A 14,635-nucleotide genomic window follows, 5' to 3' on the forward strand; every position below is an offset into this window, starting at 1 on the left:
CATCCTAGGGCGGAGCAGGAGCGTAAGCGACGTCGCGGAGACCCTAGGATCCATGCCGTGACCTTCGAGCTTCGCCACGCCTGTAGAACTAAATCTCGGGAGACACTGATGGTCATCTCATTCTGGATCGCAGCGACTCTCACCCGCGTCACGGCATGGATCCTAGGGTCTGCGCTCCGCTTCGCGTTCGCTCCGCCCTAGGATGACGAAATGATCCCTTCACCCTAAGCTGAATTGACCGTGCTACCCTGACATGCCAAAGGCCCGGCCAAAGCCTTTCATCTTGGAGGACCTCCGATGACCGATCGCGTCGAAATCGCCGGATTGCGGATTGCCCGCGAGCTTTATGATTTCGTCGTGAACGAGGCGCTGCGGGGCACCGGCATTGCCGCCAACGCCTTCTGGACCGGCTTCTCGGCCATCGTGCACGACCTTTCGCCGAAGAACAGGGCGCTGCTGGAAAAGCGCGATGCCCTGCAGGATCAGATCGACCGCTGGTATCGCGACAATGGCGCGCCAAGCGACATGGAAGCTTACAAGGCCTTCCTCAAGGAGATCGGCTATCTCGTGCCCGAAGGGCCGGCCTTCGCGGTCGCGACCGAAAATGTCGACCCGGAGATCTCGGTGGTTGCCGGGCCGCAGCTGGTGGTGCCGGTGATGAACGCGCGCTATGCGCTGAACGCCGCCAATGCGCGCTGGGGCTCGCTCTATGACGCGCTCTACGGCACCGACGCCATTCCCGAGACCGACGGCGCCGAGAAGGGCGGGAGGTTCAATCCCGTGCGCGGCGCCAAGGTCATTGCCTGGGCGAAGGGTTTTCTCGACGAGTCGGTGCCGGTCACCTCGGGCAAATGGGCAGGGGTGAACGGGCTTTCGCTTGCCAACGGCATGTTGCGACTGGGCGAGGGTGCCGGCGCCACCACGCTTGCCGACCCAAAACAGTTTGCCGGCTATCGCGGCGATCCCGCCAATCCCGAAGCCGTCCTGCTTACCAGGAACGGTCTGCATATCGAAATCGTCATCGACCGCAGCAATCAGATCGGCAAGACCGATCCGGCGGGCATTGCCGATGTTGTGCTGGAATCGGCGCTGACCACCATTCAGGACTGCGAGGATTCGGTCGCGGCTGTCGATGCGCCGGACAAGGTCGTGGTCTATCGCAACTGGCTCGGCCTGATGAAGGGCGACCTTGCCGAAGAGATCACCAAGGGCGGCAAGACGTTTACGCGGAAACTCAACCCCGACCGGTCGTACACCGCGCCCGATGGCAGCACGCTGACGTTGCCGGGCCGCTCGCTGATGCTGGTCAGGAATGTCGGTCACCTCATGACCAATCCGGCGATATTGGACCGCGACGGCAACGAGGTGCCGGAAGGTATTCTGGATGCGGCGATGACGGCGCTGATCGCGCTGCATGATGTCGGGCCGAACGGACGCCGGCAAAACTCCCGCGCCGGCTCGATGTATGTCGTAAAACCCAAGATGCACGGGCCGGAGGAAGTCGCCTTCGCCGTCGAGATCTTCGGCCGCGTCGAAGCGCTGCTCGGGATGCCGGCGAATACCATCAAGATGGGCATCATGGACGAGGAGCGGCGCACCACCGTCAACCTCAAGGAGGCGATCCGCGCCGCCAAAGACCGCGTCGTCTTCATCAACACCGGCTTCCTCGACCGTACCGGCGACGAGATCCACACCTCGATGGAAGCCGGTCCGATGATCCGCAAGGGCGACATGAAGCAGGCCGCCTGGATTGCCGCCTACGAAGCCTGGAACGTCGACACCGGGCTCGAATGCGGGCTGGCCGGCCACGCCCAGATCGGCAAGGGCATGTGGGCGATGCCCGATCTGATGGCGGCGATGCTGGCGGAGAAGATCGCTCACCCCAAGGCCGGCGCCAACACCGCCTGGGTGCCATCGCCGACCGCGGCGACGCTGCATGCCACCCACTACCACAAGGTCGATGTGCATGCCGTCCAGGCGGCGCTGAAGAGCCGGCCCAAGGCGAAGCTCGACGACATCTTGTCGGTGCCGGTCGCGGTGCGGCCTAACTGGTCTCAAGAAGAAATCCAGAAGGAGCTCGACAACAATGCGCAAGGCATTCTGGGCTATGTCGTGCGCTGGATCGACCAGGGCGTCGGCTGCTCGAAAGTGCCTGACATCAACGATGTCGGCCTGATGGAGGACCGCGCCACGCTGCGCATCTCCTCGCAGCACATCGCCAACTGGCTGCACCATGGCGTCTGCACCTCGGACCAGGTGATGGAGACGATGAAGCGCATGGCAGCGATCGTCGACCGCCAGAACGAAGGCGACCCGCTCTACCAGCCGATGGCGCCCGACTTCGACAAGTCCATCGCCTTCCTTGCCGCCTGCGACCTCGTCTTCAAGGGCCGGGTTCAGCCCAATGGCTATACCGAGCCGGTGTTGCATGCCCGGCGGCTGGAGCTGAAGGCGAAGGAAATGGCGGGATAACAAGCCGCCGCTGCAAAGCGCTGACCTCACTTCGCACGTTCCAGAGAAGCCTATCCATGCTCAGGCGCGTCGCAGCTCGCTTCGGAGCATCTGCGGCAGCATGTTCGGCGCAGACAAATACGCGGGATTGATGGAGCAAAACTTCAGCATGAATCACCCCAATACATTAGGCATAGCTAAAACATTATTGTCTCGGCGCATGCGATCTGCTAGGATTTACTCACCGACAAACGGCTTGAGAGGGCCGTGCGTCCGACATCATGCACAAGATCAACTCAAAAAACCGGAGAACGGCCATGAAACGGCTTCTGACGGTCGCTGCCCTTGTGGCGGCGGGCAGTTTGCTTGCCATGCAAGGCGCAGCCGCCGATGACGCTGCGATGATCAAGAGCGCTGAATCCGCCGCACCCCCCGCTGTAGCAAGCGGCGCTGCGATCCACGCTATGGATGAGAAGGGAGCAATGCGCACACTGCGCGAGGGCACAAACGGCTTCTGGTGCATGCCGGACAACCCGTCCACGCCCGGCCCGGATCCAATGTGTGGCGATGCCAACGCGATGGAATGGGCGATGGCGTGGATCGGAAAAAAGGAACCGCCCAAGGGCAAGGTCGGCTTCATGTATATGCTGGCCGGCGGCACCGACGGCAGCAACACCGATCCCTACGCGACGAAGCCCGAGGAAGGCAACAACTGGGTGGAGACCGGCCCGCACGTGATGATCGTCAACGCAACTGACATGATGCAGGGCTATCCCAAAGACGCCAAGCCTGACACCTCCAGGCCATATGTGATGTGGGCGGCACTCCCTACGCACATCTCATGATCCCGGTTAAGTAGCTGCCGCGGAAACGATTGGCGATAGCTGCGTAGCTCGCCGGCCGGCCGCTTCGGGCCCGCCGGCAAGGCGGATCCGGCCCGCGGCATTGGCCGCCGGCGACGGCTCGGGCTTTGACGGGAAAATAACGAAGGAGGTCTCCTTGAAACATACCGTATATTTGGTATGTTAGTGAAAGTCTGACTCGCCCGGAAAGCTCCCGCCATGACTCCTCTCTTTGTTTCCTATGGCGCACTCGCGCTCGCCATCGTCGCAGAGGTGATCGGCACGGCCTTTCTGCAGAAATCCGAGCAGTTCACCAGGCTCGCACCGACGCTGGTCATGGCGGTCTTCTACGCCGGATCGTTCTTCTTCCTGTCCCAAGCGCTCAAGATGGTGCCGCTCGGCGTCGCCTACGCCATCTGGGGCGGCCTCGGCATCGTGCTGACAGCCTTCGTCAGCGTGCTCGTGTTTCGTCAGACGCTCGACCTGCCGGCGATGATCGGGATCGGCATGATCGTCGGCGGCGTCATCGTCGTGAACGCCTTTTCGAACTCGGCGGCGCATTGACCGTGGAGAACGCCCACAGACGCAAGAAGCAGCCCGAGATCGTTCGGCGCGCTTTGCTCGACCACGCCGCCAGGCTCGCCGCGGAACAGGGCCTTGCCGCGGTCACGGTCCAGGCTGTGGCCGACGCCGCCGGCGTCACCAAGGGCGGCTTCATTCATCATTTCCCCAGCAAGCAGGCGCTCATCGACGCCGTGTTCCAGGAACTGCTGGATGCGATCGACCGCGAGCTGGACGAGCGCATTGCCGCCGACCCCGAGCCGTATGGCTCGTTTACGCGCGCCTATGTCGAAGCCGTCTTTCGAGTGGGGGTGGAGGCCGGTGGCGGTCCATGGGCTCCGTTGTCCATCCTGATGCTGACCGACGCCGATCTGCGCGCATTGTGGGTCGATTGGTTCCAGGCCCGCTTCGAGCGGCATCGCGCCACCGACAGCGACATGCGCCACGCAGTCGCCAGGCTGGCAGCCGACGGCATCTGGTTGGCCGATCTGGCGACGATGGCTCTTCCCGACAGGCAGCAACTGCGCGCCGAACTCCTCGAGATGACCCGGCGGCCCAGCTGAACCGGTGCATAGACTTGCCGACTGGCTTGGCGGTTAAGCTTTCCGGCCGCGAAAAAGCGATACTCTACGCCGCCTGCGCCATTCGCTCCGAGCTCATGCGGTAGGAAATCGCCTCGGCCAGATGGATGCGGCCGACCGTCTCGCTGGCCTCGAGATCGGCCAGCGTGCGCGCCACTTTCAGCACCCGGTGGTAGGCCCGCGCCGAAAAGCCGAGTTTTTCGCTGGCATCCCTGAGCAGCGACAGGCCTGATGCATCCGGCATGGCGATCTCCTCGATGACAGAGGGCGAGCAATGCGCGTTGGTGGTGGCGGAGGTCGCGCCGAGCCGCTCGAAACGTTCGCGTTGGATCGTGCGGGCGCGGGCCACGCGCAGCGCAACATCGGCACTTTTCTCAGCCCGGTCCGGCCGGATCAGATCACTGGCCGAGACCGCCGGCACCTCGATCCGGAGATCGATGCGATCGAGCAGCGGGCCGGAAATGCGCGCCTGATAGTCGGTGCGGCAACGGTCGCCGCGCAGGCAACGATAGCCCGGCTCGCCGGCCATGCCGCAGCGGCACGGGTTCATCGCCGCGACCAGCTGGATGCGCGCCGGATAGGTGACGCGATGGTTGGCGCGGGCGATCATGCAGTCGCCGGTTTCCAGCGGCTGGCGCAGCGCATCGAGCGCCTGCGGCGAGAATTCGGGAAACTCGTCGAGGAACAGCACGCCGTGATGGGCAAGCGACGCCTCGCCCGGCCGCACCCGCAGGCCGCCGCCGACCATCGCCGCCATTGAGGCCGAATGATGCGGCGCGCGAAACGGCCGCCGGTCGGTCAGCTTTCCTTCGCCCAGTTCGCCAGCCACCGACGCGATCATCGAGACTTCGAGCAATTCCCTGGGCGCCAGCGGCGGCAGGATCGAGGGCAGCCGCTGCGCCAGCATCGATTTTCCCGACCCTGGCGGTCCGACCATCAGCAGATTGTGGCCGCCTGCGGCCGCCACTTCCAGGGCTCGCTTGGCGGTTTCCTGGCCCTTGATGTCGGCAAGATCAGGCAGGTCGCGCGCCGAGGCGTGGATGCCGGCCTCCGGTCGCGACAGGACCTGCGTGCCGCGAAAATGATTGGCGATGGCGATCAGGCTGCGCGGCGCCAATATGTCGAAATCCTTGCCGGCCCAGGCCGCTTCCGGCCCGCAGGCGAAAGGACAGATCAGCCCCTTGCCCTCGGCATTGGCGCCGATCGCCGCCGGCAGCGCGCCAGCCACCGCGGCAATGGTGCCGTCGAGCGACAACTCGCCAAGCACGACATAGCCGGCCAGCATGTCGCCCGGAATGGCGCCAAGAGCTGCCATCAGCCCAAGCGCGATCGGCAGGTCGTAATGGCTGCCTTCCTTGGGCAGGTCGGCCGGGGCCAGATTGACAGTAACCTTCTTCGACGGCATCGACAGGCCCGACGCATGCAGGGCCGCCTGCACCCGCTCGCGGCTTTCGGCCACCGCCTTGTCGGCAAGGCCGACGATGTGCATGTTGACCTTGCCCGGCGCGATCATCACCTGCACGTCGACCGGTACGGCCTCGATGCCCTGGAAAGCCACCGTGCGGACCCGCGCAACCATTTTTCACCCCTGATACGGGCTCGCCCGAAGCCCATGCGATCATGCCGCGAACGGCGTTACCGAAGACAACCACAGATTTTCGACTGAGGCAAGAACATTACGGGAACAATTGAGCGAGCCCCAGGAAGTTCGCTTGGATTCCGGGCTACGCTCTGCCACGATTAGCTCCGACTTACCGCCCGCTGCAAAATCCGCCATCATGCACGCCTTCGTCCCGGTTCGGCCCGACCTGAAGCCCCAATGGATATCATCTTGCTCTGAATCCTGGCCGCCTCATTTCGAAAAGCGATTTCCCTTTCCCGGGTCATGCGCTAGTCAACGAACGAACGGCGGAACGTCATTGTGAACCGGGACGAACAAAGGCATGCCAGGCGACGACGATACAGCGCTGCGGTTTCCGATCCTGATCGGCGATATTGGCGGCACCAATGCGCGCTTTTCGATCGTGCTCGACGCGAACTCGGAACCGACCGAACCGCAGATCGTCCAGACGGCCAATTTCAATACGATCGACGACGCCATCCAGGCAGCCGTGCTCGACCGCTCGTCGGTCCGGCCCAACTCGTCTGTACTGGCGGTAGCCGGTCCGGTCGATAGCGACGAGATCCCGCTCACCAACTGTCCGTGGATCGTCAAGCCGAGAAAGATGTTTGCCAGCCTCGGCCTCAGCGACGTCGTGGTGCTCAATGATTTCGAGGCGCAGGCGCTGGCCGTCGTGGCGCTTGGCGAAGAGCATATGGAAAAGATCGGCGGCGATGCGCCGGAGCCAAATGCGGGACGGGTGGTGCTCGGTCCCGGCACCGGACTTGGCGTCGCCGGCCTGGTTCATGCGCTAAACCACTGGATACCGGTGCCCGGCGAAGGCGGGCATATGGACATCGGGCCGCGCTCGCCGCGCGATTTCCAAGTCTTTCCGCATATCGAGAAGCTCGAGGGCAGAATTTCCGGCGAACAGATCCTGTCCGGACGCGGCCTGGTCAATGCCTACCGGGCAGTGGCCAAGGCGGACGGCAAGCCGGCACCCTTCGCCACGCCGGCCGAGGTCACCGCGGCGGCACTGGCGAAGTCGGATCCGGTGGCCGTGGAAGCGCTATCGATATTCGTCACCTGCCTGGGGCGCACCGCCGGCGACCTTGCGCTGGTGTTCATGAGTCGCGGCGGCGTCTTCCTGACCGGCGGCATCGCCCAGAAAATCCTGCCGGCGTTGAAGACGGGCGAGTTCCGCGCCGCCTTCGAGGACAAGGCACCGCATAGCGAGTTGATGCGGACCATGCCCGTCTATGTGATCACCCACCCGCTGGCTGCGCTCTCCGGCCTTGCCGCCTATGCCAGAAATCCCTCGCTGTTCGGCGTCCAGACCGCGGGGCGGCGCTGGCGGGCTTAGGTGACGACCTGGGGCGCCGGCGAAGTTTTGCCGCCTCGGCCATAGGCAAGCCGCCACCGGAGCGCTAAGAGGATTGCCGAATTAGCCCGGCTGCGAAGCCGAACCGACATCACGGATCCCGACTTGAACCAATCGCCCAAACATCAAGCGAAAGCCCGGCATCAAGCGAAAGCCCGGCCCGGCGAGATCGTGGCGGTGGTGCACCGTATCCTGACCGAGAACGGATACGAGTACCGGTGGTCCTACGTCTTCACCATAGTCTGCCTGTTGACCGTGTCCGGAACGACAGCGGTCACGGCCTTGATCATGAGCCCCGTGGTCAATCAGATCTTCTACGAACGGCGCGGCGATCTGATCGCCTGGATCTGCGCTGCGATCCTGGGTGCCTTCATCCTGCGCGGACTGGCCGGCTACGGCCAGGCGGTGACGTTGGCCAGGATCGGCAACAATCTGGTGGCGCGCTACCAAAAGCGCATCTTCGACCATCTGATGAAGCTCGGCGTCGGCTTCTTCAACGACACGCGCTCGGGGCGCCTGGCCGCGCAGGTCAACGAGAACGTCAACGGCATCCGCGACCTTCTGTCGATGACGCTGACGTCGATCGCGCGGGACGGTGTGACGCTGATCGGACTGATCGGCGTCATGATCTATCAGGATCCGGTGCTATCCCTAAGCTCACTGCTGATCGGGCCGCCGCTGATCTACACCGTCACCTATCTGATGCGGCGGGTGCGGCGCATCACCCGTGAATCGGTGCAGATCAACTCACGGCTGATCGGCGCCATGCAGGAAGCCACGCAAGGCATCGCCATCGTCAAAGCCTTTACCATGGAGGGCGAGCTGTCGCGCCGCCTCGGCAAGCTCGCCGACGATGCCGAGCAGCGGACAAACAAGATCGCCCGCGTTTCGGAGCGACTGACGCCGATCTCCGAAATACTGGCCGGCTTCACCGTTGCCGGCGTCATCGCCTATTCCGGCTACCGGGCGACCGTGCTCGGACAGCCGCCCGGCGCAGTCTTCTCCTTCATCACCGCGCTGCTGCTCGCCTACGATCCGGCCCGGCGGCTGGCGCGCATGCAGGTCGGCATGGAACGGGCGCTGGTCAATGCGCGCATGATCTACGAGTTGCTCGACCTCGAGCCGCAGCAAGGCGACGCCCCCGGAGCGGCCGAAGGGAAGATCACCAGTGGCGAGGTGCGCTTCAACAACGTCTCGTTCGGCTATGTCGCCGACGCGCCGGTGCTGCAGGATCTCAGCTTCGTCGCCGCCGCCGGCAAGATGACCGCCATCATCGGCGCTTCGGGCGCCGGCAAGTCGACGCTGGTGGCGCTATTGCAGCGCTTTTACGATGTCGAGGCAGGTAGCATCGAGGTCGACGGCCAGGACATTTCGAAGATCACCAAACAGTCGCTGCGCAGTTCCATAGCCTATGTCTCGCAGCAGCCCTATCTGTTCGAAGGCACCATTCGCGACAACATCCGCTACGGGCGGCTGAGCGCCAGCGACGCCGAAATCGAACTGGCCGCGCAACAGGCCGAGGCCGACGGCTTCATCCGGCAACAGCCGCAAGGCTATGACACCCCTGTCGGCGAAGGCGGCGTGACGCTGTCGGGCGGCCAGCGCCAGCGCGTGTCGATCGCCCGAGCCATCGTGCGGCAGGCGCCGATCCTGCTGCTCGACGAGGCGACCTCGGCGCTCGACAACGAGGCGGAAGCCCGTGTCCAGCAAGCGCTCACCAAGGTTATGCACGGGCGCACGACCATCGTCATCGCGCACCGGCTGTCGACGGTGGTCAACGCCGACCACATCGTCGTGCTGGAACAGGGGCGACTGGTCGAGCAAGGCACGCACGCCTCGCTGATGGCCGACCCGCACAGCGTCTATGCCCGCTTCCACCGGGTCCAGGGCAACAAGGGGCTGGGGCTTGTCGACGACGGTAAGCCAATCCAAACTCCGGTGCGCCGCGCGAAAAAGGCGGTTGGGAGAACCTTATGAACGACACGCCCACGAGCGATATGGGCCTGGTGGTGGTGGGCGCGGCCGGCCGCATGGGCCAGGCGCTGATCCGTGCCATCCATACGATACCGGGCGCGCGCGTCGCCGGCGCGATCGAGCGGGCCGGTTCGCCACATCTCGGCAAGGATGCCGGCGAGCTTGCCGGCATCGGCAGTATCGACGTGGCGATCGGCGACGATCCGCTGCCGGCCTTCGCCAAGGCCGACGGCGTGCTCGATTTCACGAGCCCGGCAGCGACAGTCGAATTCGCTGGATACGCGGCGCAGGCACGCATCACCCATGTCATCGGCACCACCGGCTGCTCGGCCGACGACGATGCCAAGATCGCGGCGGCGGCGCGCCACGCGACGATCGTCAAATCAGGCAATATGAGCCTCGGCGTCAATCTGCTGGCGGTGCTGGTCGAACAGGCGGCGCGCGCGCTCGATGCCGACGATTTCGACATCGAGATCCTGGAAATGCATCACCGGCACAAGGTCGACGCGCCGTCGGGCACGGCGCTGTTGCTCGGCGAGGCGGCCGCCGCCGGGCGCGGCATCGATCTTGACGGGAACAGCGTGCGGTCGCGCGACGGTCACACCGGCGTGCGAAAGACGGGCTCGATAGGTTTCGCCACGCTGCGCGGCGGCTCGGTGGTCGGCGACCACTCCGTGGTGCTGGCCGGCACCGGCGAGCGCATCACGCTCGCCCATCATGCTGAGGACCGGGCGATCTTCGCCCGCGGCGCGGTCAAGGCCGCACTGTGGGCGCGCGGCAGGAAGCCGGGACTGTATTCGATGCGGGACGTGCTCGGCCTCGCCTGAGGCGATCTGATCCACAAACTGAAGGAGCAAAAATGTCGGGAACTCTCGTGCTCGTGCGCCACGGCCAGAGCGAATGGAACCTGAAGAACCTGTTCACTGGCTGGCGCGACGTCGACCTGACCGAGTTGGGCCATGCCGAGGCCAAGGAGGCAGGCGCAAAGCTGAAGGCGCGCGGCCTGAAATTCGACATCGCCTTCACGTCGTCGCTGATCAGGGCGCAGAAGACTTGCCAGCACATTCTCGACGCGGTTGGCCAGAGCGATCTCGAGACCATTCGCGACCAGGCGCTGAACGAGCGCGACTATGGCGACCTCTCCGGCCTCAACAAGGATGACGCGCGCAAGAAATGGGGCGAGGAGCAGGTGCATGTCTGGCGCCGCTCCTACGACGTGCCGCCGCCGGGCGGCGAAAGCCTGAAGGACACCGGCGCGCGCGTCTGGCCGTACTACCTGCACGACCTGCAGCCGCATGTGCTGCGCGGCGGTACCGTGCTGGTCGCGGCGCACGGCAATTCGCTGCGTGCGCTGATCATGGCGCTGGACGGCAAGTCGGGCGAGGAGATCGTCAAGCTGGAGCTCGGCACCGGCGTGCCGGTCATCTACAAGCTCAACGCCGATTCGACCGTGGCATCCAAGGAAGTGCTGGACGGCGTATGACCCCGAACCGCAGGTTCGGAAAGGATCATGCGCAAATTCAAAACTACACTAGCCGGCGCGCGGGGCGCGTTTCTTGATTGCGCAAAAAAGCGCGTTGACACTCACCCCTTGCCCGCCTAAAGAGCCCGCACCAGCCCAGATGGCGGAATTGGTAGACGCGCACGGTTCAGGTCCGTGTTCCGCAAGGAGTGGAGGTTCGAGTCCTCTTCTGGGCACCAAATTCCCGTTTCGGACCGTTCGATAGCGTCCAGAAACTTCTAAGAAGGCCCGGTTTTCCGGGCTTTTTTGTTGCCTTGTGATCCGAGAGCGTCCAGCGCGGTTTGTTGGCATCCGGTTAATTTGTTGGTATCTTCGTTGGCATGCGATCGAAATGCCAACGTCTAGCCAAGCCGGATACCAGCAAATGCCGCTAACCGACACGGAGATCAAGGCTTTGAAGCCAGCGAAAACACCGACGAAGCATAGCGACGGCGCTATCGGATGGCCGAGTTGCTGGCGAGCAGGTCCCGTGACTGTGCATCGAGGCGACCCGGCTAACGGACCGCTACGGTTGCACGCTGGCAATGATCTAGGTCAATGGCCGCGACGTCGGTAAGATTATGATAGCTAAAGGTTTGACGCGGCCTTGGACCCGGCAGCGGTCGTGGACGAACTTGAAGGCTCGGCAACACAGGCTCTCGCGTGACGTCGCCTTCATTGCCGGACGATGGTCCAGCGCGTTCCGTTCATCGTCCCCAAACTTGGCGCCGATGCCAACTCATCAAAACCTTGAAGCCGGGCGACATCGTCGTGCTCGGGCTCCACAAGAGCGCTGCCGTGCGCGGCATCGTCAGGGCCGCCGGCGCGCGGCTGTTCTTCTTGCCGCCCTACAGCCCGATCTCGATCAGATCGAGCAGCTGTTCCGCCAAGCTCAAGCACTTCATGCGTCGCGCCGCCTGGCGAAGCGTCGAGGCCGTTCACCAACGCCATCGCGGCAACCCTGAATGCCGGACATGTGGATCGCTTCCAGTTTCAGGCGAAACGGCAAAATCGCGTACCTGTTCCGGAATTCAGCAGCGTGGGTGGTCCAGAGACGCAGCTACTCTTCCCTGAATGCCCGTTGGATTTGGTCCGCCAAAGGTTTCACGAGATAGGAAAGCATGGTGCGGCTGCCGGTCGAAAAGAACACCTCGACAGGCATGCCTGGCGCCAGGGCCACGCCCTTGAGCCTGGTAAGCTCTGTGCGCGGTAAAGCAACATGCACGGTGTAAAAGCCGGTGCCTGTTTTCTCATCGACATTGAGGTCGGCGGAAATCTTGCTGACCGCACCATTCAGTTCCGGCGTCGTTTGCTGATTGAATGCCGATAGCCGCAGCGTCGCGACTTGCCCTGGCGTCAACTGATCGATGTCTTGCGGAGCCACACGCGCCTCGACGGTCAGGTCGTCCGTCACCGGGACAATCAGCATGATGAGCTCGCCTGGAGCTATAACGCCACCGACCGTGTGCACGCCGAGCTGATGAACGACACCGTTCTGCGGACTGCGTATGTCGATGCGTTTGAGCTGATCTTCGGCCGAAACCTTGCGCTCGACGAACTCGGAGATCTTTGCCTGGACGTCACGCAGTTCGCTTGCCACTTCGCTGCGCAAATCCTGATCGATCTGGATGATCTGCAAACGGATTTCGGAGGTACGACCCTTCGATTGCGCTATCGCCGCAGTCAGTTGCCCGTGCTCGCCTTTGAGCCGCACGGCATCGCGTTCAAGCGCCGTTATGCGATCGATCGAAACCAGCTTGCGTTGCCAAAGTCTGCGCATGCCTTCGAGCTCAAAGCCGATCAACTTGATTTCCTGGCTCTTGGCATCTCTTTGCTCGCTCAAGCCGGAAACCTCTTCGGCAAGCTGCGCAATGCGCTCCTGCAACTGGGCCGTTTGACCGGCGCGTGCCTGTCGGCGAAATTCGAACAGAGATTGCTCGCCGGCCATCGCCCGACCAATCTCGGGGGCATCCTGGCGTGACACAAGCGAAGCTGGAAAGACGATGCTTGCCTTGCCGTCGCGCTCGGCCTCAAGGCGAGCCAGCCGCGCCTCGAATTCGTCCAGGCTCTTCGAGACGATCGCCAAATTAGCCCGGGTGATGGTCTCATCGAGGCGAAGCAAGATCTGGCCCGCCTTCACAGCATCGCCTTCCCGGACGAAGATTTGACCGACAACGCCACCGGTTGGATGCTGCACTTTCTTGACGCTGGAATCGACAACCAGCTTTCCCGAAGCGATGACGGCTCCGGAAATCTCGGTCACGGCGGCGAGGCTTCCCGCGCCACCGACCAGAAAAATGCAGGCTGCGACACCGCCGAGCAAGTAGCGCCGAATGGTTCGGTCAATCGCGGATGCAGTGCCTTCCGCCATCAGGATGCAGCCTCTTCAGGGCTAGAGACGACCTTCAGAGGAACGCCTGCCGGACGGGTTACCTTGCTCAAGATCTCATTCTTCGGGCCAAACGCCTGGATACGGCCGTTCGCCATGACGAGAACCTGATCCAGGCTTGCCAGCGCACTTGGGCGATGTGCCACCACGACAGCAATGCCGCCTCGCGCCCGCACACCTTGGATTGCGGCCGACAAGGCGACTTCACCCTCGGAATCGAGATTGGAGTTAGGCTCATCGAGGATGAGCAGAAACGGGTCACCGTAGAGGGCCCGCGCAAGCGCGACCCTTTGCCTTTGGCCGGCGGACAGCGCCGACCCGGCCTCGCCGATCTGCGTTTCGTAGCCTTCCTCCAAATGGACGACCAGATCGTGAACGCCGGCCGCACGCGCAGCCGCCAGTATCTTGTCCGATGGGGCTTGAGGTTCGAAGCGCGCAATGTTCTCGGCAATGGTGCCGTCGAACAGTTGGACATCCTGCGGGAGATAGCCGACATGGTTGCCCAGCTCTTCCGGCGACCACTGGTCGAGCGTTGCGCCATCCAGCCTGACGGTTCCGCGGACCGGAATCCATATGCCGGCAATCGCGCGCACGAGCGATGACTTGCCGGACGCACTCGGTCCGACGATTCCAAGGCCGGCGCCATTCTCAAGTGCGAAGCTGGCATCCTGCACGACCACACGGCGCTCGCCCGGCGGCGTGACGCTGATGTTTTCGACCGCAAGAGCAGATATCGGTGCCGGCAGCGAGACACTTGTGGCAGTGTCGGGGAGCAGGGCCAAAAGCTGGGTCAGCCTGGCCCACGCCTGGCGGGCGGTGACGAAGCCCTTCCAGTGGGCGATGGCCAGTTCGATTGGTGCGAGCGCCCGGCTCATCATGATCGAACTGGCGATCATGATGCCGCCTGTTGCCTCCTGGTGAATGACAAGATAGGCGCCGATCGCCAGGATGCCCGATTGCAGCATCATGCGCAGGATCTTCGCGATCGTTGCGAGCGTCCCGGCAAGGTCGCTGGCCGTTGCATTGGTGTCGAGATAGCCGGCATTGATCCCTGACCAGCGCTCGGCGACGCGCGTGCCAAAGCCCATGGCCTGCAGCACCTCGACATTGCGGCGCGTCGCCTCCGCAAGCGTGTTGCGCGCTGCAGCCTGGCTGTTGGCCCTTTTCGCGGGCTCTCTCGTGCGAGCCTCGGCAAACAACGTCAGACTGAAGAGTATGACGGCGCCAGCCAACGCCGCCATCCCGATCCAGAAATGGAACAGGAAGCAGATTGCGAGATAAAGCGGCACCCACGGCAGGTCGAAAAGCGCGATCGGACCAGCGCTCGACAGAAACGACCGCACCTGGTCCAGATC

At 63.5% G+C, this 14,635-nt stretch carries 12 protein-coding genes and 1 tRNA gene; 9 read left to right on the forward strand and 4 right to left on the reverse strand.

The annotated features are described in order from the left end of the window. The first annotated feature begins 297 nt into the window (after positions 1–297). The 4 genes from AC0L26_RS27585 to AC0L26_RS27600 all read left to right on the forward strand — a co-directional run bounded on the left by AC0L26_RS27585 (position 298) and on the right by AC0L26_RS27600 (position 4,417). A complete protein-coding gene (locus AC0L26_RS27585; RefSeq protein ID WP_473635413.1) occupies positions 298–2,472 on the forward strand; it encodes a malate synthase G in 2,175 nt (724 codons plus the stop codon). A 296-nt stretch (positions 2,473–2,768) separates the two neighbouring features. Further along, positions 2,769–3,296, forward strand: a complete 528-nt coding sequence (locus AC0L26_RS27590; protein WP_473635414.1) for a hypothetical protein — start codon at positions 2,769–2,771, stop codon at positions 3,294–3,296. Positions 3,297–3,512: 216 nt separating this feature from the next. Further along, positions 3,513–3,857, forward strand: coding sequence for a DMT family transporter (locus AC0L26_RS27595; protein ID WP_473635415.1), 345 nt, complete (start codon positions 3,513–3,515; stop codon positions 3,855–3,857). Positions 3,858–3,859: 2 nt separating this feature from the next. After that, positions 3,860–4,417 carry a TetR/AcrR family transcriptional regulator gene (locus AC0L26_RS27600; RefSeq protein WP_473635427.1) on the forward strand — a complete coding sequence of 186 codons (558 nt, stop codon included), beginning with the start codon at positions 3,860–3,862 and terminating at the stop codon, positions 4,415–4,417. 64 nt (positions 4,418–4,481) lie between these two features. On the opposite strand, the gene AC0L26_RS27605 is transcribed toward AC0L26_RS27600, so the two are convergent. After that, positions 4,482–6,014, reverse strand: a complete 1,533-nt coding sequence (locus tag AC0L26_RS27605; protein ID WP_352936478.1) for a YifB family Mg chelatase-like AAA ATPase — start codon at positions 6,012–6,014, stop codon at positions 4,482–4,484. A gap of 364 nt (positions 6,015–6,378) precedes the next feature. On the opposite strand from AC0L26_RS27605, the gene AC0L26_RS27610 reads away from it, so the two are divergent. The 5 genes from AC0L26_RS27610 to AC0L26_RS27630 all read left to right on the forward strand — a co-directional run bounded on the left by AC0L26_RS27610 (position 6,379) and on the right by AC0L26_RS27630 (position 11,091). Then, positions 6,379–7,398 (forward strand): glucokinase, encoded by a 1,020-nt coding sequence (locus AC0L26_RS27610; RefSeq protein WP_473635416.1) that lies wholly within the window; start codon positions 6,379–6,381, stop codon positions 7,396–7,398. Positions 7,399–7,521: 123 nt separating this feature from the next. Continuing rightward, on the forward strand, positions 7,522–9,393 hold the full coding sequence (locus tag AC0L26_RS27615) for an ABC transporter ATP-binding protein (protein WP_473635417.1): 1,872 nt from the start codon (positions 7,522–7,524) through the stop codon (positions 9,391–9,393). After that, complete coding sequence (dapB, locus tag AC0L26_RS27620) at positions 9,390–10,217, forward strand: 4-hydroxy-tetrahydrodipicolinate reductase (protein ID WP_473635418.1); 828 nt, start codon at positions 9,390–9,392, stop codon at positions 10,215–10,217. Before AC0L26_RS27615 ends, dapB begins: the two co-directional genes overlap by 4 nt. Positions 10,218–10,249: 32 nt before the next feature. After that, complete coding sequence (locus AC0L26_RS27625; protein WP_473635419.1) at positions 10,250–10,873, forward strand: 2,3-bisphosphoglycerate-dependent phosphoglycerate mutase; 624 nt, start codon at positions 10,250–10,252, stop codon at positions 10,871–10,873. 133 nt (positions 10,874–11,006) lie between these two features. Next, positions 11,007–11,091 (forward strand) — tRNA-Leu (locus AC0L26_RS27630). Positions 11,092–11,566: 475 nt separating this feature from the next. On the opposite strand, the gene AC0L26_RS27635 is transcribed toward AC0L26_RS27630, so the two are convergent. The 3 genes from AC0L26_RS27635 to AC0L26_RS27645 form a co-directional block, all read right to left on the reverse strand. After that, positions 11,567–11,842 (reverse strand): hypothetical protein, encoded by a 276-nt coding sequence (locus AC0L26_RS27635; protein WP_473635420.1) that lies wholly within the window; start codon positions 11,840–11,842, stop codon positions 11,567–11,569. A gap of 109 nt (positions 11,843–11,951) precedes the next feature. After that, the gene (locus AC0L26_RS27640; protein ID WP_473635421.1) at positions 11,952–13,262 is read right to left on the reverse strand and encodes an HlyD family type I secretion periplasmic adaptor subunit; all 1,311 of its coding nucleotides are present in this window, start codon (positions 13,260–13,262) and stop codon (positions 11,952–11,954) included. After that, on the reverse strand, positions 13,262–14,635 hold a 1,374-nt coding region (locus AC0L26_RS27645; RefSeq protein WP_473635422.1), incomplete at its 5' end, for a type I secretion system permease/ATPase. The genes AC0L26_RS27640 and AC0L26_RS27645, both read right to left, overlap by 1 nt.

The organism is Mesorhizobium sp. WSM4823 (genome assembly GCF_055811195.1).